Origin of the sequence: Pseudomonas sp. AL 58, assembly GCF_036348395.1 — a bacterium.
GTDB lineage: Bacteria > Pseudomonadota > Gammaproteobacteria > Pseudomonadales > Pseudomonadaceae > Aquipseudomonas > Aquipseudomonas defluvii.
In genome coordinates, this window is sequence record NZ_JAZBQR010000003.1 from 329,502 (window position 1) to 354,178 (window position 24,677).

General features: G+C 61.4%; 18 protein-coding genes. 10 read left to right on the forward strand and 8 right to left on the reverse strand.

From position 1 onward, the window contains the following. Nucleotides 1–15 precede the first annotated feature (15 nt). Both UIA24_RS04500 and UIA24_RS04505 read left to right on the forward strand, forming a co-directional pair. The gene (locus UIA24_RS04500) at nucleotides 16–516 is read left to right on the forward strand and encodes a YgjP-like metallopeptidase domain-containing protein (protein ID WP_330522274.1); all 501 of its coding nucleotides are present in this window, start codon (nucleotides 16–18) and stop codon (nucleotides 514–516) included. Between the two features lie 17 nt (nucleotides 517–533). After that, nucleotides 534–830 (forward strand): winged helix-turn-helix domain-containing protein, encoded by a 297-nt coding sequence (locus UIA24_RS04505; protein WP_330522275.1) that lies wholly within the window; start codon nucleotides 534–536, stop codon nucleotides 828–830. A 45-nt stretch (nucleotides 831–875) separates the two neighbouring features. Here the strand turns inward: UIA24_RS04505 and UIA24_RS04510 are convergent, their stop codons facing one another. Next, nucleotides 876–1,325: a GNAT family N-acetyltransferase gene (locus UIA24_RS04510; protein WP_330522276.1), complete on the reverse strand. Its 450-nt coding sequence runs from the start codon at nucleotides 1,323–1,325 to the stop codon at nucleotides 876–878. A 247-nt stretch (nucleotides 1,326–1,572) separates the two neighbouring features. Between UIA24_RS04510 and UIA24_RS04515 the strand changes: the two genes are divergently transcribed. After that, nucleotides 1,573–2,313, forward strand: a complete 741-nt coding sequence (locus tag UIA24_RS04515) for a substrate-binding periplasmic protein (RefSeq protein ID WP_330522277.1) — start codon at nucleotides 1,573–1,575, stop codon at nucleotides 2,311–2,313. Here UIA24_RS04515 and yccS read toward each other — a convergent pair whose 3' ends face one another. The 6 genes from yccS to UIA24_RS04545 all read right to left on the reverse strand — a co-directional run bounded on the left by yccS (nucleotide 2,314) and on the right by UIA24_RS04545 (nucleotide 11,583). Next, nucleotides 2,314–4,494: a YccS family putative transporter gene (yccS, locus tag UIA24_RS04520; protein WP_330522278.1), complete on the reverse strand. Its 2,181-nt coding sequence runs from the start codon at nucleotides 4,492–4,494 to the stop codon at nucleotides 2,314–2,316. A 118-nt stretch (nucleotides 4,495–4,612) separates the two neighbouring features. Next, nucleotides 4,613–5,791, reverse strand: coding sequence for an NAD(P)/FAD-dependent oxidoreductase (locus UIA24_RS04525; RefSeq protein WP_065760293.1), 1,179 nt, complete (start codon nucleotides 5,789–5,791; stop codon nucleotides 4,613–4,615). Between the two features lie 97 nt (nucleotides 5,792–5,888). Further along, nucleotides 5,889–7,226: an ATP-dependent RNA helicase DbpA gene (dbpA, locus tag UIA24_RS04530; protein ID WP_330522364.1), complete on the reverse strand. Its 1,338-nt coding sequence runs from the start codon at nucleotides 7,224–7,226 to the stop codon at nucleotides 5,889–5,891. A gap of 105 nt (nucleotides 7,227–7,331) precedes the next feature. Next, a complete protein-coding gene (gene mdtD, locus UIA24_RS04535; RefSeq protein ID WP_065760294.1) occupies nucleotides 7,332–8,759 on the reverse strand; it encodes a multidrug transporter subunit MdtD in 1,428 nt (475 codons plus the stop codon). Between the two features lie 56 nt (nucleotides 8,760–8,815). Continuing rightward, the gene (locus tag UIA24_RS04540) at nucleotides 8,816–10,141 is read right to left on the reverse strand and encodes a TldD/PmbA family protein (RefSeq protein ID WP_442963002.1); all 1,326 of its coding nucleotides are present in this window, start codon (nucleotides 10,139–10,141) and stop codon (nucleotides 8,816–8,818) included. Further along, the gene (locus tag UIA24_RS04545) at nucleotides 10,141–11,583 is read right to left on the reverse strand and encodes a TldD/PmbA family protein (protein WP_102052346.1); all 1,443 of its coding nucleotides are present in this window, start codon (nucleotides 11,581–11,583) and stop codon (nucleotides 10,141–10,143) included. The genes UIA24_RS04540 and UIA24_RS04545 overlap by 1 nt, the downstream gene beginning before the upstream one ends. 312 nt (nucleotides 11,584–11,895) lie before the next feature. Between UIA24_RS04545 and UIA24_RS04550 the strand changes: the two genes are divergently transcribed. Beyond that, nucleotides 11,896–12,336 (forward strand): hypothetical protein, encoded by a 441-nt coding sequence (locus UIA24_RS04550; protein WP_330522279.1) that lies wholly within the window; start codon nucleotides 11,896–11,898, stop codon nucleotides 12,334–12,336. 152 nt (nucleotides 12,337–12,488) lie between these two features. Here UIA24_RS04550 and putA read toward each other — a convergent pair whose 3' ends face one another. Further along, the gene (gene putA / locus UIA24_RS04555) at nucleotides 12,489–16,442 is read right to left on the reverse strand and encodes a trifunctional transcriptional regulator/proline dehydrogenase/L-glutamate gamma-semialdehyde dehydrogenase (RefSeq protein WP_330522280.1); all 3,954 of its coding nucleotides are present in this window, start codon (nucleotides 16,440–16,442) and stop codon (nucleotides 12,489–12,491) included. A 479-nt stretch (nucleotides 16,443–16,921) separates the two neighbouring features. Between putA and putP the strand changes: the two genes are divergently transcribed. The 6 genes from putP (at nucleotide 16,922) to UIA24_RS04585 (ending at nucleotide 24,643) form a co-directional block, all read left to right on the forward strand. Then, nucleotides 16,922–18,406: a sodium/proline symporter PutP gene (gene putP, locus UIA24_RS04560; RefSeq protein ID WP_330522281.1), complete on the forward strand. Its 1,485-nt coding sequence runs from the start codon at nucleotides 16,922–16,924 to the stop codon at nucleotides 18,404–18,406. A gap of 115 nt (nucleotides 18,407–18,521) precedes the next feature. Continuing rightward, nucleotides 18,522–19,358, forward strand: coding sequence for a 23S rRNA (adenine(2030)-N(6))-methyltransferase RlmJ (locus UIA24_RS04565; protein ID WP_065758711.1), 837 nt, complete (start codon nucleotides 18,522–18,524; stop codon nucleotides 19,356–19,358). 111 nt (nucleotides 19,359–19,469) lie between these two features. Continuing rightward, nucleotides 19,470–21,227: a carbamoyltransferase family protein gene (locus tag UIA24_RS04570; protein WP_065758712.1), complete on the forward strand. Its 1,758-nt coding sequence runs from the start codon at nucleotides 19,470–19,472 to the stop codon at nucleotides 21,225–21,227. After that, nucleotides 21,211–22,341, forward strand: coding sequence for a glycosyltransferase (locus UIA24_RS04575; protein WP_330522282.1), 1,131 nt, complete (start codon nucleotides 21,211–21,213; stop codon nucleotides 22,339–22,341). Before UIA24_RS04570 ends, UIA24_RS04575 begins: the two co-directional genes overlap by 17 nt. After that, the gene (locus tag UIA24_RS04580) at nucleotides 22,341–23,237 is read left to right on the forward strand and encodes an antimicrobial resistance protein Mig-14 (RefSeq protein ID WP_065758714.1); all 897 of its coding nucleotides are present in this window, start codon (nucleotides 22,341–22,343) and stop codon (nucleotides 23,235–23,237) included. Before UIA24_RS04575 ends, UIA24_RS04580 begins: the two co-directional genes overlap by 1 nt. After that, the gene (locus UIA24_RS04585; RefSeq protein WP_330522283.1) at nucleotides 23,234–24,643 is read left to right on the forward strand and encodes a PIG-L deacetylase family protein; all 1,410 of its coding nucleotides are present in this window, start codon (nucleotides 23,234–23,236) and stop codon (nucleotides 24,641–24,643) included. Before UIA24_RS04580 ends, UIA24_RS04585 begins: the two co-directional genes overlap by 4 nt. The last annotated feature ends 34 nt before the right edge of the window (nucleotides 24,644–24,677 follow it).

Here is a 24,677-nt window from a genome sequence, read left to right on the forward strand (position 1 = left end):
TATTCAGCTGTAGCCATGACCGTCCTCAAGTACCTGCAAGCCTACCCCGCCAACCTGCAAGATCAGGTGCGCCAGATGATCGCCAGCAACCGCCTGGGTGATTATCTGGCGCAGCGCTATAGCGAGCGGCATCAGGTGCAGAGCGACAAGGCGTTGTACGCCTATGCCCAGGCCATCAGGCAGGAGTACCTGCGCAATGCGCCGAACCTGGACAAGGTCCTGTTCGACAATCGGCTCGACCTGACACACCGGGCACTGGGTTTGCACACGGCGGTGTCGCGGGTGCAAGGTGGCAAACTCAAGGCGAAGAAAGAGATACGTATTGCCTCGTTGTTCAAGGAGGCGGCCCCGCAGTTTCTGCGCATGATCGTGGTGCATGAGCTGGCGCATTTCAAGGAGGCCGAGCACAACAAGGCCTTCTATCAGCTCTGTGAGTACATGCAGCCAGGCTACCATCAACTGGAGTTTGACCTGCGTGTTTACCTGACCTGGCGGGAGTTGCCTGCCCAGGCCTGACTGACAAGGATTTGCCGATGGATGTGAGCAAGACCAAGACCAGCTTCTACCGCCGCCTTTACGTTGCCTGGTTGATCGACAGCCAGACCGCCAGCAGCGTTCCCGCCCTGATGGAGGCCACTGGCATGCCACGGCGTACCGCTCAGGACACGATTGCTGCGTTGAGTGACCTGGACATCCTCTGCGAGTTCGAACAGCAGGCTGGGGCGCGCAATCATGCCGGGCATTACCGTATTCGTGACTGGGGAGCGATTGATCCTCAGTGGGTCCTCCAGCACCTGGGGCACATCCGCGAGGTGCTGGGTTATCCCTGATACCGCTGCGCAGGCGACTGCGCCATGCGCCGTGGAGGTCAGTGGCTAGCGGCGCATGCCGACATGCGCAATACCGTCCTCCAGGTAGGCCTCACCTGCGACCTTGAAGCCATGACGGGCGTAGTAGTCCTGCAGATGTGCTTGTGCTGACAGGTACACCGGCACGTCGGGCCAGAGCTGCTCGGCATGCTTCAAACCTTGCTCCATCAGTTCATGCCCCAGGCCTTTTGCGCGTGCGTGCGGTGCGATCAGCACCCGACCGATCACCACGTCACCGCCCTGCGACGTGGGGTCGAGCAGGCGCAGATAAGCCACCAGCGTGTCGTCCTGCCATGCCATCAAGTGGCAGGTGTCACTGGCCAGGTCCTCCCCGTCGATGTCCAGATAGGGGCATTTCTGTTCAACGACGAATACTTCCGAGCGCAGTTTGAGGATGGCGTAGAGCTGTTCCTTGCCAAGGTCCGAGTGGTGTTTGCAGAGCCATTCGATGGGCATGATAGGCCTCGTCCTGATGTCAATGACTCATCATGGCAGAGCACTGTGCCCACGACGAGACTGAAGTTGCGGCGGATTGTGTCTGTTGTGCGCCCGATCAACGGTGCAGGCAAATAGCTATTATTTCTGCTGCCCGAGCCCTTCATCTTTGTGTAATCTGAATTCGCCTTCTAGAGTTCTGGCACTAGGTGCATTTTCAGGCAGTTGGACATTGGCGCGGGCAGGGTGCTCGCTAAGGGATTTGAGCATGTCTGTATTGCTTCGAGTCTTGGTTTTGCTTGGAATGCTTTGCGCAACATCCCCCCTGATCGCGGCGGACAAGCTCAGGCTTGTGGCGGATGCCTGGCCTCCGTTCACCGATGCCAGCCTGCAAGGGGGCGGGCTGGCTACGGCGATTGTTACCACAGCGCTCAAGCGTGCCGGCTATGAAAGCGAATTTGAGCAGGCCCCTTGGGCGCGGGCATTGATGGGCGTTGGCGAGGGCCGTTACGACATCCTGGTCAATGCCTGGTACAACGACTCACGTACTCGGATCGGGGAATTTTCGGCCGGGTACCTGACCAACCGCATACGCTTGCTCAAGCGCAAGGATGAAGCGATTACCTTCCAGACCCTGGCGGATTTGTATCCCTATCCGATCGCAGTCGTTCGTGACTATGCATACTCCCTCAGCTTCGATGCCGATAGCCGCTTGCAGAAGGTCCCTGTGCGCAGCTTTTCGGTGGCGGTGCGAATGCTGGCAGCAAGCCGGGTAAGCTTGACCCTTGAGGACGAGTACGTCGCTCGTCATTTTCTCAAGCAGGAACCTGCGCCTGTTCGCGACAGCGTTGAGTTTTTCGGCAAGCCGCTCAGCGAAAACAGTCTGCACATTCTGGTCAGCCTGAAAAACCCTCGTCACCAGCAAATCGTTGCCGCGTTCGATCAGGCTATCGTGGCGATGCAGGCCGATGGCAGCTATGCCCGCCTGCTCAAACAGTACGGTTTGTGATCAGGCCGCAGACTCTTTGATCAGATGCGCCGCCAAGGTGCGCAGCGGGCCCAGTTGGCGGCAGATCAAGGCCAGCTGGGTTTGGACCAGACGTTGGGTTTCGTCGATTTCCTCCGGTACCTGTTCCAGTCTGCTGGCGAGGGCTTCCTCGTCATCGCTGTGAATCGCGACGGGTAGTTTGGTCGACAGGCCGACGGCGATTTCATCGAGGCTGTCTGCCAGGCGTGCCCCGGCCCCTTCGACCAGCTCGGTACGTGCCTCGGCCGCCAGGACGCTATCGCGATGGGCGCCGAGGCCTGAAAGGTAGCTGAGCAGGGTGTGCGACAACACCAGGAATCGAAAACCGACATCCGCCTCCTTTCGGAAATGCCCGGGCTCCATCAGCATGTTGGCCAAGGTGGTCGACAGCGCCGCATCGGCGTTGTGGGCGTTGCGGCGCGCCAGGCGGTAGGCCAGGTCGTCGCGCTTGCCGTTGGCATACTGTTGGAGGATCTGGCGCAGGTAGATGCTGTTGCAACTCAGGGTATTGGCCAGCACCTTGTTCAACCGCCGCCCCTGCCAGTCTGGCAGGAACAGGAAGACTGCGAGGATGGCGATCAGGCTGCCAATCAACGTATCGAACAGGCGTGGCAGGAACAGCCCGTAGCCGTCACCGATCTGGTTGAAACAGAACAGCACCATCAGGGTGATCGCTGCCGTGGCCAGGGTGTAGCGGGTGGTTCGATAGACGAAAAACACCACGCCGGCGACAACCGCGAACATCGACTGGATCAGTGGGTTGGGGAACAGGTCGAACAATGCCCAGCCAACGGTAAGGCCAATTCCCGTTCCAATGATCCGCTGCACCAGCTTGCGTCGCGTGGCGCCATAGTTGGGCTGACAGACGAACAACGTGGTGAGGATGATCCAGTAGCCCTGGGTGGGGTGGATCAGGTGCACCATGCCATAACCGATCGACAGTGCCAGCGGCAGGCGCAGGGCGTGACGGAACAGCAATGACGTGGGCGTCAGCTGTTGGCGTAGCCGATTCCAGACATCCGCCAGGCTGTGGGGCGAGCGGTCGAGCAGGCTGGAGTCACTATTGTCAGCCAGTTTGTCGGGGTTGCTCGCGTCGCTGAGCAGACGGTCCAGTGTGGCCAGGTTGGCCGCCAGGGCGCGAAGCGAACGGAGCAGGCCGCGCCAGGCTGGGTTGTTTTGACTGCGCAGGTGCTCGAGTGAGGCGTGCAGGTCTTCCTGGGCCTGGGCAAAGCCTGTGTCGTAGGTGAATGGCTGACGCAGCTGGATCGATTCTGAAAGCTGTTGGCAGGCCACGCCCTGTTGGCGCAACAGGCGTTGGCAGCGAAACAGGACATCGCTGTGGAAGAACGCCTCGGCCAATGCGTTGTACGGGTAGTGCGACGAGCTGGCGCGCTCGTGGATGTCCTGGGCGAGGAAGTACAGTTTCAGGTAGCGACTGACTTTAGAGCCAGGGCGACCATTGCCGACCCGGTGCAGAATGATTTCCTTGGCGGCATTGAGCGCGGCCACCACCCGACCGTTCTGTTGTGCCAGTTCAAGGCGTCGTGCTTCGACATCCAGCTGACGAATCGGCTCGAACAACGTGGACTTGAGCTTGAGGTAGCGGCTCAGCTCGCGAAACAGCCGGGCCAGGCTTTGCTGCACAGGCTGGTTGGAGAACAGGGCCTGCCAGAGAACCGAGAGCAGGCCGTACCAGGCAGCGCCGGCCACCAGCAGCAAGGGTTCGTGCCAGAAGTCGGTGACTTCGCCGCCGCGCTGGTCTACACCGATCATGGTGTACACCGAGAGAATCAGCGTCGCCGAGGCGATCGCGCCGTAGCGTTCGCCCAGTGCGCCGAGCATGGTCAGGCCGAAGGCCGCCAATGCCATGGCGCAGACAAACACAACGGGGTAAGGGAACAGCATCTCTACCGACAGCGCGGCGACGGTAAAGCAGACCAGGGTAACGGCCAGGGCGTTGAGTCGGCCTTGCCAGCTGTCATCGGTTTCTGCCAGGGCGCTGGCAATAATACCGAGGAACAGCGGGATCAGCAGGCCCATTTCGTCCCGGTACCAACACAGCGCCATGCTTCCGGTCAGGGCGATCGATACCCGGATGCTGTAGCTGAATTTATCCAGAGCCCAGAGGCGACGCAGTGAATGGCGCAACGATGTGGATGACATGGCGGGAGTCAGGCCTGCAGGGCAGTGATCGAAATTGAGCGGGTCGCGACGGCAAGCTGCCGTCGCGGTAATGTCCCAGCAAAATTTGTTCCGTGATGCGCCGATTCTACCGCGAAGGTTAGACGAATTGTGCGGCGGCGTAGGCCGAAGCCCACGCCCACTGGAAGTTGAAGCCACCGAGGTGGCCGCTGACATCCAGCACTTCGCCAATGAAATACAGGCCAGGACTCTTGAGTGACTCCATGGTTTTGGAGGACACCTCGCGGGTGTCGACGCCGCCCAGGGTCACTTCGGCAGTGCGGTAGCCTTCAGTACCGGCGGGAACCAGTTGCCAGGCGCCGAGTTTCTCCGCGACCTGAGCCAGTTCAGCCGGGGTGTACTGTTTCATTGGCTTGGACACGAACCACTGCTCGGCCAGCAGGTTGGCCATTTTCTTGGTGAAGAGTTCACCGAGCAGGGTTTTCAGCTCGCTGTTGGGGCGTTCGGCTTGCTGCTGTTGCAGCCAGGTCAACGCGTCGTGATCCGGCAGCAGGTTGATTTCCAGCGTATCACCGGCTTCCCAGAACGAGGAAATCTGCAGGATCGCCGGGCCGCTGAGGCCGCGGTGGGTGAACAGCAGGTTTTCGCGGAAGCTGACGCCGTTGCAGCTGGCGATACAGTCGACCGAGGTGCCGGACAGCTCGGTGCAGAGCGCCTTGAGCTGGTCGGTGATGGTGAAGGGCACCAGGCCTGCGCGGGTCGGCAGTACGCTGTGACCGAACTGACGCGCCACCTGATAACCAAAGCCGGTCGCCCCCAGCGTCGGGATCGACAAGCCGCCGGTGGCGATCACCAGCGACTGGCATTGCAGCTTGCCTGCACTGGTTTCCAGCAAATAGCCGCTTTCGAGTTTTTCGATCTGATCGATGCGGGTGTTCATGTTCAGTTCGGCGCCTGCGGCGTCGCACTCGGCCAGGAGCATGTCGAGGATGTCGCTGGATTTATGGTCGCAGAACAGCTGACCGAGTTTCTTCTCGTGGTACGGCACGCCATGCTTGCTGACCATCTCGATAAAATCCCACTGGGTGTAACGTGCCAGCGCGGATTTGCAGAAATGCGGGTTCTGCGAGAGAAAATTGCTCGGCTCGGTGTACATGTTGGTGAAATTGCAGCGCCCACCACCCGACATCAGGATTTTCTTGCCCGGTTTGTTGGCGTGGTCGAGCAATACAACCTGGCGGCCACGCTTGGCGGCGGTCAGGGCGCACATCAGGCCGGCGGCGCCTGCGCCGATGATGATGACTTCGGTGGAACGCACTGCAAAATCCTCGGGGTAGAAAGCTGAAACCGTGTCGTCCTGTCGCCAGCCAAGCCGGCTCCCGCAGGGGCGGGAGCCGGCTTGGCGGGTAATGGGATCAGACGATCCGCACGCGCAACGAGCGCCCTTTGATCTTGCCGCTGTTCAGGCGCTGCAAGGCCTGTTTGGCGACCGCGCGTTCCACTGCGACAAAGGCCTGGAAGTCGAAGATCGCGATCTTGCCGACCTGAGTGCCTGGCAAACCGGCATCACCGGTCAGGGCACCCAGAATGTCGCCCGGACGCAGTTTGTCCTTGCGGCCGGCAGCGATGCACAGGGTGCTCATGACCGGCAGCAGCGGGGCGCCGCCCTGGGGCTTGAGGCTGTCGAGCTGTTCCCAGCGCAGCGGCGCCTTTTGCAGGGCTTCGATCGCTTGGGCGCGATGACCCTCGGCAGGCGCCACCAGGCTTACGGCCAGGCCTTTCTCGCCTGCGCGTCCGGTACGGCCGACGCGGTGCACATGAATCTCGGCATCACGGGCCAGTTCGACGTTGATGACCATGTCCAGGGCGTCGATGTCCAGGCCGCGGGCGGCGACATCGGTGGCGACCAGGACCGAGCTGCTGCGGTTGGCGAACAGGGTCAGGACCTGATCGCGGTCGCGCTGTTCCAGGTCGCCGTGCAGGGCCGCGGCGACGATGCCTTTGGCCTGCAGGTGCTCCACCACTTCCTGGCACTGCTGTTTGGTAAAGCAGAACGCCACGCAGGACTGTGGGCGGAAATGCCCGAGTACGCGGGTTACGGCTTCCAGGCGCTGTTCCGGATCAATTTCGTAGAAGCGTTGTTCGATCTGGTTGTCGGCGTGCAGGGCTTCAACCTTGACCTGCTGCGGGTCACGCATGAAGGCTGCCGACAGTTGCTTGATGCCGGCCGGGTAGGTTGCCGAGAACAGCAAGGTCTGACGGCGTTTCGGCGTTTGCCCGATGATGTCGGCGATGGCGTCGTAGAACCCCATGTCGAGCATCCGGTCTGCTTCATCGAGTACCAGGGTGTTGAGCCCGTCGAGCACCAGGGTGCCTTTGCTCAGGTGCTGCTGAATCCGCCCCGGGGTACCGACGATGATGTGCGCGCCGTGTTCCAGCGAGGCGATCTGCGGGCCGAGCGAAACCCCGCCGCAGAGGGTCAGGATCTTGATGTTGTCTTCGGCACGGGCCAGCCGCCGCAGTTCCTTGGCGACCTGGTCGGCCAGCTCACGGGTTGGGCACAGCACCAGGGCCTGGCAGCCGAAGTAGCGTGGGTTGATCGGGTTGAGCAGGCCGATGCCGAAAGCGGCGGTCTTGCCGCTGCCGGTCTTGGCCTGGGCGATCAGGTCCATGCCCTTGAGAATCACCGGCAGGCTCTGGGCCTGAATCGGGGTCATCTGGGCGTAGCCGAGGGCGTTCAGGTTGGCCAGCATGGCGCTGGACAGCGGCAGGGTATCGAAGGCGGTGGCAATGGTGGTCACGAGGCGGGCCTGCAAAACAAAATGTCGCGCAGTGTACCAGCCTCGTGGCCATTCGCCCTAAGGCTCGATTTCAGGTTCCAGACGACGGGCACGCCTTCCGTCCGTCTTTGACAGCTGCATGAAGATCGCTGCGGCCAACATGGCCATCAGGCCGATGGTCAGGAAGGTCAGTTGGAACGCACCCAGTGTGCTTTCCACCCCTTCGGCACTGCCCGCTGCAGTGAACCCGCCCAGCAGCGCACCGGCACAGGCGACACCCAGGCTCAGCGACAGTTGCGCCACCACGGAAAGCAGGCTGTTGCCGCTGCTGGCGCTGGCATCGTCAAGGTCGATCAGGGTCACGGTATTCATGGCGGTGAATTGCAGCGAGTTGACGGCCCCAAGCAGTGCCAATTGGACCAGCAGCACGGCGTAGGGCGTCTGTTCATCGACCAGTCCCATGCTGGCTAGCAGCACGCCCAGCAGCAGGGTGTTGCCGGTGAGGATCGTACGGTAGCCGAGGCGCTCGATCAGGGGTTGGGCCACCGACTTGGCCAGCATCGCTGCGGCCGCCAGCGGAATCATGCTCATGCCGGCTTCTGAGGGCGAATAGCCCAGCGCGACCTGCAGCAGCAGTGGCACCAGAAAAGGCAGGGCGCCACTGCCCAGGCGGGCGAACAGGTTGCCAAGAATACCCACCGAAAAGGTCCGGGTGCGAAACAACCGGGGCGAGAACAGCGGGTCCTCCGTACTGCCGGCGCGCAGCCAATAGGCTGCCAGGCAGGCCATGCCGGCGAACAGCAGCAACATCACCCGCAAGTGCGGCAGGTGCAGCTCGCCCAAGCCCTCCATGGCAATGGTGATCAGCACCATTGCCGCGCCGAACAGCAGGAAACCCATGCCGTCGAAGCGTGTGCGCTCGGTACCGCGCAAGTCGGGGATGAATTTCCACACGGCATAGCAACCCACCGCCCCGACGGGCAGGTTGAGCAGGAAGATCCAGTGCCAGCTGAGTATTTCCACGAGCCAGCCGCCCAGGGTCGGCCCCAACAGTGGGCCGAGCAGGCCGGGAATGGTGATGAAGCTCATGATCCGCACCAGCTCGGAGCGTGGGTAGGCGCGCAACACCACCAGGCGTCCGACGGGCAGCATCAGCGCGCCGCCCAGGCCCTGGATCACCCGTGCGGCGACCAGCATCCCGAGGCTGTCGGCCAAGGCGCAGAGCAGCGAGCCGATACTGAACAGCAAAATCGCGCCGAAAAAGATCCGTTTGGTGCCAAAGCGGTCGGCGATCCAGCCCGACGCGGGAATCAGCAAGGCCACAGTGAGCATGTAGGCGATGATGACAGACTGCATGCGCAGGGGGTCTTCGGCCAAGTCGCGGGCCATGGCGGGCAGGGCAGTGTTGAGGATGGTGCCGTCGAGTGACTGCATGAAGAAAGCGATGGCCACCACCCAGGGAATCCAGCGGGCGGTGGTGCTGTCTAGGGGCGCGCGATCAGGCATAGGGCCTCTCTCCGAGGTGGGGCCTTATCGCCGGTATTGCCGGCGATAAGTAGCTATCACAGGGTCAGCGTCAGGCATTTGACCAGCGCGCCCGGCAGGTGCGTAGAGCGGGTCTGGCGTTGGTCATAGGTGCTGGTCGACAGGATCAGCTCGCGGTCGCAGGTCAGTGCTTCCAGCTGCGTACCGAGCAGGCTGTAGACGCTGTCGTCAAAGCGCATGGTGCTGACCGGTGCCTGGATTTTCCCGTCCTCAACCCAGAAGGTCGCGAAGCGGGTCAGGCCGGTCATGCGCGCTGCTGGCAGGTCTGAGTAGTTCAGGTACCAGAGGTTGCTGATGTACAGGCCCGTGCCCAGTTGGGCGAGGATTGCATCCGCCGCCAGTTCGCCGGGGGCCATGCTCAGTGCGCAGGGTGACTCATCGCTGTCGGCGCCATTGGCCAGCAACTCGAACTCGGCTGCACTGCGGGCACCGACCAGTCGTTGATGGGCCTTGCCCTGTGCGATCAGCGAGAGGTCGCTGCGCGGGTAGCCTTCCTCGGAGAACGCTGGGCTGAGCGAGCCGCTGACCTGTTCGGCGATGCCGATCAGCGGGCTCAACTGTGCATCGCTGGCGTAAAGACGTTGTAGCGGGCTGTCCTTGTTGGCGATGGCCTGGGCGGAAAAACCACCCCAGCAGAGCATGCCGATGATTTCGTCCAGCGCTGCGGGCGCCAGGTAGGCACGGTACTGGCCGGGTGCGAGGACCTTGAGTGGGCGGTCCAGGTAGTCCAGTTGCTCGCGGGCCTGATGCAGGCGCAAGGCCAATGTCGCGGCGTCCCAGCATTGGCCGGCATAGTTGGCTTTGACGGCCTGCCCGTTGGCATGGAACAGGCTCCAGTCGAAGTTGAAGCTGTTGGCCTGATGCCAGCCAAAGGCGCCAAATGAGCTGGCGAAGCCTCGGCAGATCGGGCCTGCGGCGTAGATCCCGACCAGGTCCAGCCCCGTGGCACCTGCGGCGATCTGGGCGAGTACCTCGGCGGTGTCTGGCAGAGGCGTGTTCTGCACGTTGTGGCTATGCCAGACGGCCTCGTTCAGTTTCAGGTAGGGGTCGACCGGGATCAGCGGCAAGGTCTGTCGCAGTTGTGCCAGGGCCTGCTGCAGGCGTTGGAGGTCAACGTCGCTGTCCCCGCTGAGGGTGAGTTGAAAGTCGGCCTGACGTCCGCTGTCGATCAGTTTGAGGCTGGTGCTGGCCTGCGCGACGTTGCCGGCCTGGCGGACCTGGGCATGGTTGAAACGAATGAACTGCGACTGCTCGGCGCTGTAGCTCAGGGTGAAGTGTTCGGGGGCGCGTACGGCATCGCGCAGGCTGTTCACCAGGCGTTGGAAATGTTCCAGGTAGGCCATCAGGCATCTCCTCCGAATACGTCGATCTGGCTGAACACGCAGGCCGGTGAGGCATGCCCGACCCGAATCACCTGGTTGGGTTCGCCCTTGCCGCAGTTAGGTGTGCCGAGTACCTGGAAGGTGCTGGCATCGCCCACGGCGCTGAGGTTGCGCCAGAACTGTGCTGAAACGCCCCGATAATTTGGATTCTTGACCACGCCCTTGAGCTCGCCGTTTTCGATCAACTGGCCCCACTCGCAGCCGAACTGGAACTTGTTGCGCGCATCGTCGATGGACCACGAACGGTTGGTTTTCATCAGAATGCCGTGTTCGATGCCGCTGATCAGTTGCGCCAGGCTCTGTTCGCCCGGCTCGATATTGAGGTTGGCCATGCGGTCGATCGGTGCACGGTTCCAGCCACAGGCGCGGCTGTTGGCAACGCCATCGAGGCCGGAGCGGAACTGCGACAACGCACTGCCCAGGGGGCGTAGCAGCAGGCCGTCACGGATCAGGAAGGTCTTGTGTGCCGGCGTACCATCATCGTCATGGGCATAGCTGGCCAGTTGTTCCGGGATATCGGGATCGAAGGTGACATTCAGCAACGTGGAGCCGTACTGTAAATGGCCGAAGTCGCTGGCGTTGACGAAGCTGGTGCCTGCGTAGTTGCGCTCGTCACCGAGGATGCGGTCCATTTCAAGTGGATGGCCGATGGACTCGTGGATCTGCAGCATCATCTGGTCGGGCATCAACAGCAGGTCGCGCACGCCGCTGGGCGTATTGGGTGCCAGCAGCAGTTGCAGCGCCTGGTCGGCGACCAAGGCGCCGGCACCTATCAGCCCGCAACGCTCGATCACATCGAACCCGCCCTGCTGGCCGAAATTTTCCCGGCCCAGGCTGCGGCTTTGGCTGTCCTGGCCGTCAAAGGCGGTGACCCCGAACCCTGGATAAACGAAGCGCTGGGCCTGGCGCAGCTGCGCGCCAGCGTTGTTCAGGTAAATCTGTTCGACCGTGGTGATGCCCAGGCTGGCCTGCCAATTCACCAGGCGCGAGTCCGCCGGTACGCTGGCTGATTCGCTGGCCAGTAGCGCATAGCAGTCGCTAAGGCTGGGAAACGGCTGCGCAAGGTTGGGGGAGCAGTAGTCGGCCTGAGCGCTGGTCACCGGCTGCTGGCTCAGGTTGAGCAGGGCGTGGCCGTTGATGCTTCGGGCCAGTGTTTCGGCCTGCTCCAGCGCGCGTTGCAGGCCCGCCTGGGACAGGTCGGCGGTTGCTGCATAGGCTTCCACGCCGTTGAGGCGTACTGTCAGCATCGCCCCTTCATCGCAACCCAGGCTGGGTGGCTCGGCGACGTTCTTGCGTACCGACAGGTGTTGTCGGGACTCCTGCACATAGCGCAGCGAGAAGAATTCGGCGGTGCTGCGCAAGGCTGCGAAGCGCTGGCGCAGCAATGCGGTGACATCGAACATGGGTGAACCTCCGTGCGCGCGGTGGCTCCCCCTCAGAACCACTCGTGATGCGCGCTCATTATGGCAGCCCGTTACTTTCCGGGTGAGGAAAAAGCGCGCTGTGCATTGAGTGCCTTTTTTGGGGTTTGGGATGCGTCCTACTTGCCGCTGGGATGCGGACTACATCAAAGGGATTGTTCGATCTGGCTTGATGGCAAACCAATACGTCTCTAGGTCGCAGCCGTGCAAATCGAAATACGCGAACTTCAACTTACGTCAGCGTGTCACGTTCGGCCGAAGCGCCAATGTGGGCAGAAGAAAGGTTTGTACTGAATGAGCGCAAAAGACAGTGGCTGCAAGTCGACGGTGTGGTTTGCATGGGGATGGTTTGATGTTCTCTACATCGCGTTGTACGTGACGACAAATCTACGGCACGACAAAGTGCCGTACCTGGCCGCGTGGGAAATGACATTGGCTTATTGGGGTGACCTGGGGCCTGCCCAAGCGCTGAAGCTCGTGCTGAATTGGGTGCTGCAGGTGTCGTTATTTGTTAGCTGTTTTTTATTCTTGGCCCAGCGAGATGCCGCGAGGTGGGTTGGCTACTTGCAGATGCCCTTGAGGATTTTTTTCATTGCGCCTTCAGTGTCGGTTTTAGTGCTGGGTGCTCAATTTTTTCCGGACCGTAGCACGGTGTTAATGGTGGTGTTGGCTATTGCGTCTGAACTAATGAAATTCTGGAGTCTTCGCACGTTTGGTGGGCGCGCTGCAGCTTGATGATAAAGCCAACCCCCACTGGGGTTGGCGCCAGCCCGCTGTGGCGGTCACTGTCTTTGGCTTGAAAAACAAACCCCCGCTAAAGAGCGGGGGTTTGTCAGCTGTCTGAGGTGCGCGAACGCGCCTCTTTTGCTTGTTTGGGTGCGAATCGCTTAGCCGATGGTCATCAGGCTCGCGTTACCACCCGCTGCAGCGGTGTTGACGCTCAGTGCACGTTCGATCACCAGGCGCTCCAGAGCAATCGTGGTTTCGCCCGAGGACAGGCCCTGGACGCCGACGATGGCACCGGCACGCTTGGCCACCTGCTCGCAAACGCTGCGCAGTTGGTCGGAGTCGCCGTGGTGCAGAACAGCGTCGAATACGACGTCGTCCTTGTTCCACTCGGCCACCAGCTTGATGCGGGCTTGTACGTCTTTTGGCAGGCGAGTGCGCAGGGTTTTGCCCAGTGCATTGTCTGGCCATACCGCCGAACTACCGACCGCCAGTACCGCCGCCAGTTGTGTCAGCAGGTCAGCTTCGCCTTCGGCCAGGCACAGTACATGCTCGCGTGGCAGTATGGTGTAGCTGTTGCGCTCGCCGGTCGGGCCGGTGAGGACGCGTGTGATCCCGCTTTGCGACTGCTCGGCAAACTGCTCGCAGAGTGCGCCCAGCTCGACCATCTGGTTGCTGCCAGCCCAGGCTTTCAGGGCCTGCAGTGGCTTGGTCAGGCTGTCGTGCATCTGGGTGTCTGGCGTGTTTTCGCCGTCGGTACGCTTGAACGATTGTTCGATGGCGTTGGCCGGACGGGTCGACAGCAGGCGGTACAGGTACAGCGGGCCACCTGCTTTCGGGCCGGTGCCCGACAGGCCTTCACCGCCGAACGGTTGTACACCGACCACGGCGCCGACGATGTTGCGGTTGACGTAGACGTTGCCGGCGTTGACGCTGCCGACGACCTTGGCAATGGTCTCGTCGATACGGGTGTGCACGCCCAGGGTCAGGCCGTAACCGGAGCCGTTGATCTGGTCGATCAGTTGGTCCATCTCCTTGCGCTTGTAGCGCACGACGTGCAGTACCGGGCCGAAGATCTCGCGTTGCAGCTCATCGAAGCTTTCCAGCTCGATCAGTGTCGGCATGACGAAGGTGCCGCGTTTGCATTCTTCGGTATCGGCGATAGCCACTTGATAGACCGAGCGGCCTTTCTCGCGCATGCCCTGGATGTGCTTCTCGATGCCGGCCTTGGCTTCGGCGTCGATCACCGGGCCAATGTCCACGGACAGACGTTCCGGGTTGCCCATGCGGTATTCCGCCATGGCGCCCTTGAGCATTTCGATCACGCGGTCAGCCGAGTCTTCCTGCAGGCACAGCACGCGCAGTGCCGAGCAACGTTGACCGGCGCTGTCGAAGGCCGACGTCACCACGTCCATGACCACTTGTTCGGTCAGTGCCGAGGAGTCGACGATCATGGCGTTCTGGCCACCGGTTTCGGCGATCAGCGGAATCGGACGGCCCTGGTTGTCGAGACGACCGGCGATGTTGCGTTGCAGCAGACGCGCGACTTCGGTGGAACCGGTGAACATGACACCTTTGACGCGCTCGTCACCAACCAGGCGGGCACCGACGCTTTCGCCGCGGCCTGGCAGCAGTTGCAGCACGCCTTCTGGAATGCCGGCTTCGAGCAGCAGGCGTACCGCTTGCGCTGCGACCAGCGGGGTTTGTTCGGCAGGCTTGGCCAGTACCGGGTTGCCTGCGGCGAGCGCAGCTGCCACCTGACCGCTGAAGATTGCCAGCGGGAAGTTCCACGGGCTGATGCAGACCACTGGGCCCAGTGGGCGGTGGGCGTCGTTGCTGAAGTCGTTGCGTGCCTGCACTGCGTAGTAGCGCAGGAAGTCTACGGCTTCACGCACTTCGGCGATGGCGTTGGCAAAGGTCTTGCCAGCTTCGCGAGCCAGCAGGCCCATCAGCGGCTGGATATCGGCTTCCATCAGGTCGGCGGCGCGCTCCAGAATGGCGGCGCGTTCTGCCGGAGGTGTGGCCTGCCAGATCGGTGCGGCATTCAATGCACACTGAATGGCGTTGTCGACGTCTTCGATGTTGGCTTCCTGAACGTGACCGACCTGATCGCGATGATCGGCGGGGTTCAGTACCGGCTGCTGAGTGCCTGCGCTGGCAGCGCAACCGAGCATCGGTGCCGCCAACCAGTTGTTGTGGGCGCTGCTGAGCAGAGCACAGGACAGCGAAGCCAGGCGGTGTTCGTTGGCCATGTCGATGCCGGCGGAGTTCGCCCGCTCGCTGCCATACAGTTCGCGCGGCAATGGAATGCGTGGGTGCGGCAAGCCAGCGCTGCCTTCCTGGGTGGCCATGCGCTCGATGGTTGCAACCGGGTCGGCCACCAGCTCTTGAATGGAGATGGAGTGGTCGGCAATACGGTTGACGAACGAGGTGTTCGCGCCGTTTTCCAACAGGCGGCGAACCAGGTAGGCCAGCAGCGTTTCGTGGGTACCGACAGGTGCATACACGCGGCATGGACGGTTCAGCTTGCCATCGGCAACCTTGCCCACGACTTGTTCGTACAGTGGTTCACCCATGCCGTGCAGGCACTGGAACTCGTACTGACCCGGGTAGTAGTTCTGCCCGGCGATCTGATAGATGGCCGACAGGGTGTGGGCGTTGTGGGTGGCGAACTGCGGGTAGATGGCTTCCGGTACCGACAGCAGCTTGCGGGCGCAGGCGATATAGGAAACGTCGGTGTACACCTTGCGGGTGTAGACCGGGTAGCCTTCCAGGCCTTCGACCTGGGCGCGCTTGATCTCGCTGTCCCAGTACGCGCCTTTCACCAGGCGGATCATCAGGCGGTGACGGCTGCGGCGTGCCAGGTCGATCACGTAGTCGATGACGTGCGGGCAGCGCTTCTGATAAGCCTGGATAACGAAACCGATACCGTTCCAGCCCGCCAGTTGTGGTTCGAAGCACAGGCGCTCGAGCAGGTCCAGCGACAGCTCCAGGCGGTCGGCTTCCTCGGCGTCGATGTTCAGGCCGATGTCGTACTGCTTGGCCAGCAGGGTCAGCGACAGCAGGCGCGGGTACAGCTCGTTCATCACGCGCTCGTACTGGGCACGGCTGTAACGAGGGTGCAGGGCCGAGAGCTTGATCGAGATGCCCGGGCCTTCATAGATGCCACGGCCGTGAGAAGCCTTGCCGATCGAGTGAATCGCCTGCTCGTAAGAGGCCAGGTATTTCTGTGCGTCATGCTCGGTCAGTGCGGCTTCGCCAAGCATGTCGTAGGAGTAGCGGAAGCCTTTGGCTTCAAAGCGAGTGGCGTTGGCCAGCGCTTCGGCAATGGTTTCGCCGGTGACGAACTGCTCGCCCATCAGGCGCATGGCCATGTCGACGCCTTTGCGGATCATCGGCTCGCCGCTCTTGCCGATGATGCGGCTGAGCGAAGCGGTGAGGCCGGATTCGTTGTGGGTCGAGACCAGTTTGCCGGTCAGCAGCAAGCCCCACGTGGCCGCGTTGACGAACAGCGACGGGCTGTTGCCCAGGTGTGGCTGCCAGTTGCCGGTGCTGATCTTGTCGCGGATCAGGGCGTCACGGGTGCCTTTGTCCGGGATGCGCAGCAGCGCTTCGGCCAGGCACATCAGTGCTACGCCTTCCTGGGACGACAGGGAGAATTCCTGCAGCAGGCCCTGAACGACACCGGCGCGACCGCTGGCGCTCTTTTGGTTACGCAGCTTCTCGGCGATACCGGCGGCCAGTTTGTTGGCGGCATCGGCCATGGCTGCCGGCAGGCGAGCCTGCTCCAGCAGCATCGGCACGACTTCCTGCTCGGGGCGGCGATAGGCCGATGTAATGGCCGAGCGCAGAACGGACTGCGGCAGGATGCTTTCGGCGAACTCAAGGAAGCACTGGTGCGCGTGATCAGGTTGCACTTCGCCGGCTTCGTCAGCGTGGTTGTGGGCCTGTCCGTCGAGTTCGGTCAGGGTGGCGCCACCCTCGAGCCTTTCCAGGTAATTGAAAATCGCCTGTTTGATCAACCAGTGCGGCGTGCGGTCAATGGACTGCGCAGCTGCTTTGAGTCGTTCGCGGGTCGGGTCGTCGAGTTTGACCCCTAGGGTGGTCGTCGCCATTTCTTATCCTCATTATCGCCACGTGATGTGGCACTAGCTGGCGCAAAGATTAGCTGTGGCGGGGTCAGGGTGCAACCTGGTGCAACCCAATTTTCGTACAAAAAAAGTGCAGCTCGTCCGACAGTTTGAGGTGCTCAGCCGTTTTGGCTGTTTAGGGTGCATTTACTTCTGTAGATCGTGCTTTTTGCTCCATAAGGGAGCAAAAAGTGGTCTTCATCGGAAATATCCGACGAGGTGCAACTGGATTGCAGAAATTGGTTGCACCTTCTTTGCGTTGTTGCATAGCATTCGCGGCCTCGGTGCAACCTCGCTTGAGGTCAGGTGTACCCGTGCGGGGCTTTATCTGGAAGTCTTCGCATCACTCCATGCGCGGTTGGGCTTCAGTGCTACCCGTGACGAGCGTTCAGGGAATGAACGGCTTTGCCGGCGGCATCAGCCAACTGCGGCTACCATAAAAACAAATTCCAGGGCGCAACATCATGAGTGCAAGCAACCCAACCCTGATCACCTTCGTGATCTACATCTTGGCGATGGTGCTGATCGGCTTCATGGCCTATCGCTCCACCAACAACCTTTCCGACTACATTCTGGGCGGCCGCAGCCTGGGTAGCGTGGTAACCGCGCTCTCGGCGGGTGCCTCGGACATGAGCGGCTGGCTGCTGATGGGCCTGCCAGGCGCGATCTACATGTCGGGTCTGTCGGAGGCCTGGATCGCTATCGGCCTGATCATCGGTGCCTACCTGAACTGGCTGTTCGTTGCCGGGCGCCTGCGTGTTCAAACCGAATACAACGGTGACGCGCTGACCCTGCCGGACTACTTCACCAGCCGTTTTGAAGACAAGAGCGGCCTGCTGCGGATCATCTCCGCGGTGGTGATTCTGGTGTTCTTCACGATCTACTGTGCTTCCGGCATCGTTGCAGGTGCCCGTCTGTTCGAAAGCACCTTCGGCATGTCCTATGAAACTGCCCTGTGGGCAGGTGCAGCCGCCACGATCGCCTACACCTTTGTTGGTGGTTTCCTGGCTGTGAGCTGGACCGATACCGTCCAGGCGACCCTGATGATCTTCGCGCTGATTCTGACGCCGATCATTGTTCTGCTCGCCACCGGTGGCGTCGATACGACCTTCCTGGCCATCGAAGCGCAAGACCCGTCGAACTTCGACATGCTCAAAGGCACTACCTTTGTCGGCATCATTTCGCTGATGGGTTGGGGTCTGGGTTACTTTGGTCAGCCGCACATCCTGGCGCGCTTCATGGCGGCAGACTCGGTCAAGTCGATCGCCAAGGCTCGCCGTATCTCCATGACCTGGATGATCCTGTGCCTGGTCGGTACCTGTGCCGTCGGCTTCTTCGGTATTGCCTACTTCTCGGCGCACCCTGATCTGGCCGGCCCTGTGACCGAGAACCATGAGCGTGTGTTCATCGAGCTGGCCAAGATCCTGTTCAACCCATGGATCGCGGGCGTGCTGCTGTCGGCTATTCTGGCTGCCGTAATGAGCACCCTGAGCTGCCAGTTGCTGGTGTGCTCCAGTGCGTTGACCGAAGACTTCTACAAGGCTTTCCTGCGCAAGAGTGCTTCTCAGCTTGAGCTGGTCTGGGTCGGTCGTCTGATGGTGCTGGCCGTAGCGCTGATTGCGATTGGCATCGCCGCCAACCCTGAGAACAAGGTCCTGGGCCTGGTGAGCTATGCCTGGGCGGGCTTCGGCGCTGCCTTCGGTCCTGTGGTACTGATCTCCGTGCTGTGGAAAGGCATGACCCGTAATGGTGCGCTGGCCGGTATCCTGGTCGGTGCGATTACCGTGGTTGTCTGGAAGCATTTCGCCCTGCTGGGCCTGTACGAAATCATCCCGGGCTTCATCCTGGGCGCCCTGGCAATCGTGCTGGTCAGCACCCTGGGTCGTCCGTCGCAAGGTATGGTTGCCCGTTTTGAGAAGGCCGACGAGGCGTTCAAGAAGGGTCATTGATCGGTTAATGCTGGTCTATGCCTGACAACGGCCCGATCTCTTCCAGAGGTCGGGCCGTTGTCGTTTTGCCTGGCCCCTGCGACAGGGTAAACTTGTCGGCCTTGCAGGAGTTGCCATGAACTATCGTCACGCCTTCCACGCCGGCAACCATGCCGACGTCTTCAAACACCTTGTGTTGACCCGCCTCATTGCGCTGATGTCGCGCAAGGAGCAGCCGTTCGCCTACATCGATACCCACGCCGGCCTTGGCTTGTATGACTTGCAGGGCGATCAGGCGACACGCACCGGCGAGTACCTTGAGGGTATCGGGCGCCTGTGGGGGCGTGACGACCTGCCCGAGTTGGCTGCCGATTACCTGCGCATCCTCAAGCGCATGAACCGGGATGGCGAATTGCGCTATTACCCGGGTTCGCCTGAGCTGGCGCGGCGTCTGGTGCGTGATCAGGATCGCGTGCTGCTCAATGAGAAACACCCGGAAGACGGTCGTCTGCTCAAAGAGAACATGAAAGGTGATCGACGTGTTGCAGTGCACCTTGGCGAAGGCTGGCACGTGCCGCGTGCCTTGCTGCCCGTGCAGGAGAAGCGTGCGGTGATGCTGATCGACCCGCCTTTTGAGCAACTCGACGAGCTCAAGCGATGCAGTCAGGCCATGAAAGAGGCCATCGGCCGTATGCGACAGACCGTCGCGGCGATCTGGTACCCGATCAAGGAAGAGCGTCAACTGACGCGCTTTTATCAGGACTTGACCAGTACAGGGGCGCCGAAACTGCTGCGGGTTGAATTGCTGGTGCATCCCTTGGATACCCCGCAAAGCCTGAACGGTTCCGGCCTGGCCATTGCCAATCCGCCATGGGGGCTGGAAGAGGAGTTGCGCGAGCTGCTGCCATGGCTTGCGCAAGTACTCGGTCAGACACAAGGCAGCTGGCGTATGGACTGGTTGATCGCTGAATGAGTCGGCGCGCAGTGCTGGGTTGCGCGCTGCTTTACGTTATAATCCCGCTCTTTGGCTGCCGCTTGCCACACGCGCAGGGGCACATTTTAAAAGTTTGAAGAGGCTAGACCCTTGGCATTGACGATTCTTGGCCTGTCCGGCGCCCTTAGCCATGATCCTTCCGCGGCCCTGTATATCGACGGCAAACTGATTGCTGCCGCTGAAGAAGAGCGCTTCGTGCGCGATAAACATGCAAAGAACCGCATGCCCTACGAATCGGCGAAGTTCTGCCTGGAGCAGGCCGGGATCAAACCGTCCGACGTCGATGTCGTCGCGATTCCGTTTGCCCCGATCAGCCTGTTCGGCAAGGCTCGCTGGCACTACGCCAAGCGTTACTGGTATGCCCCTGATCGTGCCCTTGACGCGATTCTGATGGGCAACCGCCGTTACAAGCGTTACCGCAAGAAAATCGTCTGGTGCCTGGAGCAACTGGGCTTTGATCCGAAGAAGATCAAGATCGAGCCGGTCGAGCACCACCTGGCTCACGCTTCCAGCGCTTACCACTGCTCTGGCTTCAAGGAGAAGACTGCGATCCTCGGGATCGACGGTAAGGGCGAGTACGCCACCACGTTCTTCGGCTATGGCGAAAACGGCAAGATTCACAAGATCAAGGAGTTCTTCGACCCGGACTCCCTCGGCGGCCTTTACGGTGCGATCACCGAGTTCCTCGGTTTCGAAATGCTCGATGGCGAGTTCAAGGTCATGGGCATGGCGCCGTATGGCGATGCCAGCAAGTATGACTTCTCGCGTCTGGCCAGCTTTGAGAATGGCGAGCTGGAAATCAACACCGAATACGCCAACGTCATCGGCCTGCGCCGCCATAAAGAGAAGGGCAAGGGCTTCTACTTCTCGCCAAAACTGATCGAGTGGCTGGGGCCGAAGCGTGAAGGCGATATCGCCGACGAGCCGTACATCCACTATGCGGCCAGCATGCAGGCGCTGTTCGAAAAACTGGCGTTGCAGATGATCGACCATTACCTGGGCGACATCCTCAAGGAAACCGGCAAGCTGGCGTTTGCCGGTGGTTGTGCGCTGAACGTCAAGCTGAACCAGAAGATCATCGCCCGTCCGGACCTGAAGGAGCTGTTCGTTCAACCGGCTTCCGGTGACGCCGGTACCGCTGTCGGTGCGGCGGCCTATGTGTCGCACGCCCGTGGCGTTCCGGTCGAGAAGATGGAGCATGTCTACCTCGGCCCTGCGTACTCCAACGAGGACGTGATCGCCGCCTGTGCCCGTCATCCGAGCCAGCCAAAATGGCGCAAGATCGACGACATGCCGCAGCGCATCGCCAAGATCATGGTCGACGGCAATCCGGTGGCCTGGTTCCAGGGCCGCATGGAGTTTGGGCCACGTGCCCTGGGTGGTCGTTCGATCATCGGCTGCCCGAGCGTGCCGGGCGTGGCTAACCGGATTAACGAGCAGATCAAGTTCCGCGAGCGCTGGAGGCCATTCTGCCCGTCGATGCTCGACACGGTCGGCCCGCAGATGATCAAGGTCGATCACCCGGCGCCATTCATGACCTTCACCTTTGAAGTGGCGGAAGAGTGGAAAACCCGCGTGCCGGAAGTTGTCCATGAAGACGGCACTTCGCGGGCTCAAGTACTCAAGCGTGAGTACAACCCGCGTTACTACGACATGATGAAAGCGCTGGAAGACCTGACGGGTAACGGTGTGTCGCTGAACACCTCGCTCAACCGTCGTGGCGAACCGATGATCTGCTCGCCGACCGACGCCTTGAACATGTTCTTCGGCTCCGACCTGCAATACCTGATCATGGAAGACATTCTGGTGGTCAAGGACGGTGCGGACAGTTATGACACCATCGGCTGAGCGGCATGTCCTGCAGTTCTGTCATGGTTATGACGGGCCGTTCCTGGACTGTGCCCGTCAGTATGCCAGCCTGTTTGCGGGCACGGGTTACCGGGTTACCACGGTTTTCCTGACCGGTGCTGCCGATCCACAGGTGGCTGCTGGCTGTGCGTCTGACGAAGTGCTGTTCATGGAATTCAGCTCGAAGGCCGTTCGCGGCCTGAAGCTGGGGGCGATTCGCGCATTGCGCCGGATTGCTTCCAGCCGCCGTTTCAGCTTCTGCATTGCCCACCGTTTCAAGCCGATCTATGTGGCCTTGCTGGCGACGAATATGCCGGTGATCGGTGTGCATCACGCATTCAGCGATTACAAGCGTGGCAGCCGGCAGTTGTTTGCCAACCTGTTCCGTCGACGCCTGAGCCTGCTCGGCGTCTCTGACGCAGTACGCGACGACATGCGCCACTGTTTGCCGAAGTGGCCGGAGCAGCGTATCCAGACCCTTTACAACCGTGTCGACATCGAGGCGCTGCAGGCCAGCTTGTTGCCTGCTGCCGAAGCGCGTCAGGCCCTGGGGTTGGACCCGCAGGCCTGGATCGTCGCCAACGTCGGTCGCCTGCACCCGGACAAGGACCAGGCCACGCTGCTGCGCGGCTTTGCCAAGGCGCTGCCGGGGCTGCCGGCCGGTGCTCGTCTGGCGATCATGGGCAAGGGGCGCCTGGACGAGAGCCTCAAGGCGCTGGCTGCCGAACTGGGAATCGCCGGACAGGTCGATTTCCTGGGCCAGGTAGCAGACGGTCGTCGCTATTTCCGCGCATTCGATGCTTTTGCCCTGAGCTCCGATCACGAGCCGTTCGGGATGGTTCTGCTGGAGGCCATGGTTGCTGGCTTGCCGCTGTTGGCGACAGCTTGTGGTGGGGCAAAGGAGGTCGTCGAGGGGGTCGGTATTCTGTTCCCGCTGGGTGATGCCGAGCGCCTTGCTCAAGGGCTGCAGCACCTGGCCGGCCTGGATGAGTCGCAACGCCAGGCCTGCGCCGAGCGCATGCTGCAGCGTCTGCGTGAACGTTTTTCCGATGTTGCCGTACGTGAGTCCTTCTGGCAGCTGCCAGCCGTCAGCGCATTGGCTGCGGAGGCTTGATGCTCAATCGAATCAAAGGCTGGCGCGAACGTGGCTGGCACGAAGTAGATGCTGCTGCCTATGAACAGGCCTGGCAGCGTTTTGGTGGCAGCGTTGCCACTCACCCGTTGGTGGTCGCGCAATTGGCTGACCTTGCCGAGATCCCGGTGCGCTACCTGGCCTGGGAAGCACAGGGTGAGCTGAAGGCGGTGATTCCAACCTGGGGGCGCTACCTGGCGCTGTCCAAGGACGTGCTCAAGCGTGCGGGCAAGAAAGGCTTGTTCGACTTGGGTAATGCCGAGTTGATTCTGCCTGCTGCGGCCGATGCTCAGGCGCCGCTGCGGCATGCCGGGCGTTACCTCTCCGAGTTGAATCAGGGCCGTTTCGCCAACCTCAAACCGCAAGTGGAGTCCTTGGCCATGGCCAGGACCCCGGAAGACCTGTCGAAGAAATTCCGTTACAACCAGCGCCGCGAGTTGCGTCTGCTGGAAGAGGCGGGTGGGCAGGTTCGTCCTGTGACCGACTTCAGCAGTGCGGAGCTGGCGGCCATGTACTGCGACCTGTTCCAGCGCCGCTGGACGTTCCCGGCCACCGGTGCCGAGCGTATGGCCGAAGTGCTTGAGCGCTTGCGTGAGCTGTTGATCGGTTCGGTGTTGTTTCTTGACGGTGCCCCCATCGCCATTCAATTGGTGTATCGGGTTGAAGCGCCGGAATGGATCAGCGTTGAGTACGTCAATGGCGGTGTCGATCCCGAAACCAAGGCGTTCAGCCCTGGCAGCGTACTGAGCTTCCTCAACACACAGAGCGCCTGGGAAGACGCCCGTGCGCGGAACAAGCCGTTGCGGTTTTCTTTCGGTCGTTCCGATCGCGAGTACAAGGACCGATGGTGCAACCCCGTTCCGGTGTTTCAGGTGTGAGCCGCAAGCAACAGTTGCTCAAGCGCCATCGGCGCAACAAGCGCCTGGGCTTGCTGCTCGGCCTGCTCGTGCTGCTCGGCGTGGGTGTCGGCGTTCACTGGTGGTTGCCACTGGTGCTGTTGCCGCTGCTGTGGGTGGCCCACGAAGCGTGGTTCGCCGACCACTTGTTCTATTCGCCAGCCGAGGATTATCAGTACACATTCCCTGAAGGCTGTGAGCCGGTTGCGGTGTCACTGGCCGGCCAGGGCCTGCGCGTGACTCAGCCATTGCCAGTAACGGGTGACGAAACATTGATTCTTCAGGTCCGCCTGAAATGTACCTGGCTAGGGCGTTTCTTCGACCCTGCCGTCGAGGTGCTGGGCGGTGACGTCCCGGACCTGCAGACGTTCGAGCGCGGTGTGCGAGGCGTGCGCTACCTCAACCTGACGGGCCAGGCGACGGCTGTAATGGCAGGTAATCTGCGCCTGCGTGGCCGGCATTGTCGGGTGCTGGATGCATCGCAACTGTGGGTCGTGCGCAACGGTGACCTGCACCCGCGGCGGGTGATGGTCATTGCGCCTCATGCCGATGATGCCGAGCTGGCCGCCTATGGCCTTTACAGCAAGGCCGCAGAATCCTGGATCGTGACACTGACGGCGGGTGAGATCGAGGCAGAGCATTACCAGCAGATGGGCCTTGAGCGTGCCGAGGCTGCACGCCTCAAGGGGCGTCTGCGTGCCTGGGACAGTATTGCGGTGCCACGCTGGGCAGGTGTGCCGCAGACGCAGTGCGTACAGTTGGGGTACTTCTGCCTGCAATTGCCTGCTATGCAAGCTGCACCGGATCAGCCGATGGCTTCTCGGGAAGCCGAGATGGCCGACACGCGGCTGTTCCGGCAGTTCAATAGTCTTGCCTTGCCAGGCGATCACGATGGTGCTCCGACCTGGAACAACCTGCTGGCTGACTTGCGAGCGCTGATTGTGCTGGCGCGTCCACAGGTGCTGGTGATGCCGCACCCTACACTCGACCCTCACCCCGATCACGTGTGCGCCCAGGCGGCGGTGCTTGAAGCCTTGCAAGGCCTTGAATGGCAGCCTGAAACCCTGTTGTGCTACGCCAACCACCTGCATGACAACGATCGTTGGCCGATGGGCGACAGCGGTGCAGGCGTGGCGTTGCCACCGCAAATGGAGGCTGGCCAAGGCTGGACTCCGCATAGCCTGGTGCTTGACCTGAATGCACAGCGTGACAAGGCCATGGCGCTGGGCATGATGCATGACCTGCAGCCTGCTCCCCCGTTCAAGCGGCGCCTGCGACGCCTGTTGCAGCGCTGGCTGGCAGGCCGCAAAGCGTCGCCCTACGGTGAGAATGAGTTTTTCCGTAAAGCAGTGCGTCGACATGAATTGTTCTGGCGCCGGGATCTGTAGGTCCAGGGCGTGATTGATAGCGGTAGCGCATGCG

Excerpts from the sequence above, each read along its gene's own strand:
- UIA24_RS04550 (WP_330522279.1), top strand. The coding sequence starts at position 11,896 with ATGAGCGCAAAAGACAGTGGCTGCAAGTCGACGGTGTGGTTTGCATGG.
- UIA24_RS04515 (WP_330522277.1), top strand. The coding sequence starts at position 1,573 with ATGTCTGTATTGCTTCGAGTCTTGGTTTTGCTTGGAATGCTTTGCGCA.
- UIA24_RS04510 (WP_330522276.1), bottom strand. The coding sequence starts at position 1,325 with ATGCCCATCGAATGGCTCTGCAAACACCACTCGGACCTTGGCAAGGAA.
- UIA24_RS04505 (WP_330522275.1), top strand. The coding sequence starts at position 534 with ATGGATGTGAGCAAGACCAAGACCAGCTTCTACCGCCGCCTTTACGTT.
- dbpA (WP_330522364.1), bottom strand. The coding sequence starts at position 7,226 with ATGCTGGCCAACCTGAACGCCCTCGGCTACGCCCAGATGACCCCGATT.
- UIA24_RS04545 (WP_102052346.1), bottom strand. The coding sequence starts at position 11,583 with ATGTTCGATGTCACCGCATTGCTGCGCCAGCGCTTCGCAGCCTTGCGC.
- putA (WP_330522280.1), bottom strand. The coding sequence starts at position 16,442 with ATGGCGACGACCACCCTAGGGGTCAAACTCGACGACCCGACCCGCGAA.
- UIA24_RS04540 (WP_442963002.1), bottom strand. The coding sequence starts at position 10,141 with ATGGCCTACCTGGAACATTTCCAACGCCTGGTGAACAGCCTGCGCGAT.
- UIA24_RS04575 (WP_330522282.1), top strand. The coding sequence starts at position 21,211 with ATGACACCATCGGCTGAGCGGCATGTCCTGCAGTTCTGTCATGGTTAT.
- putP (WP_330522281.1), top strand. The coding sequence starts at position 16,922 with ATGAGTGCAAGCAACCCAACCCTGATCACCTTCGTGATCTACATCTTG.
- mdtD (WP_065760294.1), bottom strand. The coding sequence starts at position 8,759 with ATGCCTGATCGCGCGCCCCTAGACAGCACCACCGCCCGCTGGATTCCC.
- yccS (WP_330522278.1), bottom strand. The coding sequence starts at position 4,494 with ATGTCATCCACATCGTTGCGCCATTCACTGCGTCGCCTCTGGGCTCTG.
- UIA24_RS04580 (WP_065758714.1), top strand. The coding sequence starts at position 22,341 with ATGCTCAATCGAATCAAAGGCTGGCGCGAACGTGGCTGGCACGAAGTA.
- UIA24_RS04500 (WP_330522274.1), top strand. The coding sequence starts at position 16 with ATGACCGTCCTCAAGTACCTGCAAGCCTACCCCGCCAACCTGCAAGAT.
- UIA24_RS04565 (WP_065758711.1), top strand. The coding sequence starts at position 18,522 with ATGAACTATCGTCACGCCTTCCACGCCGGCAACCATGCCGACGTCTTC.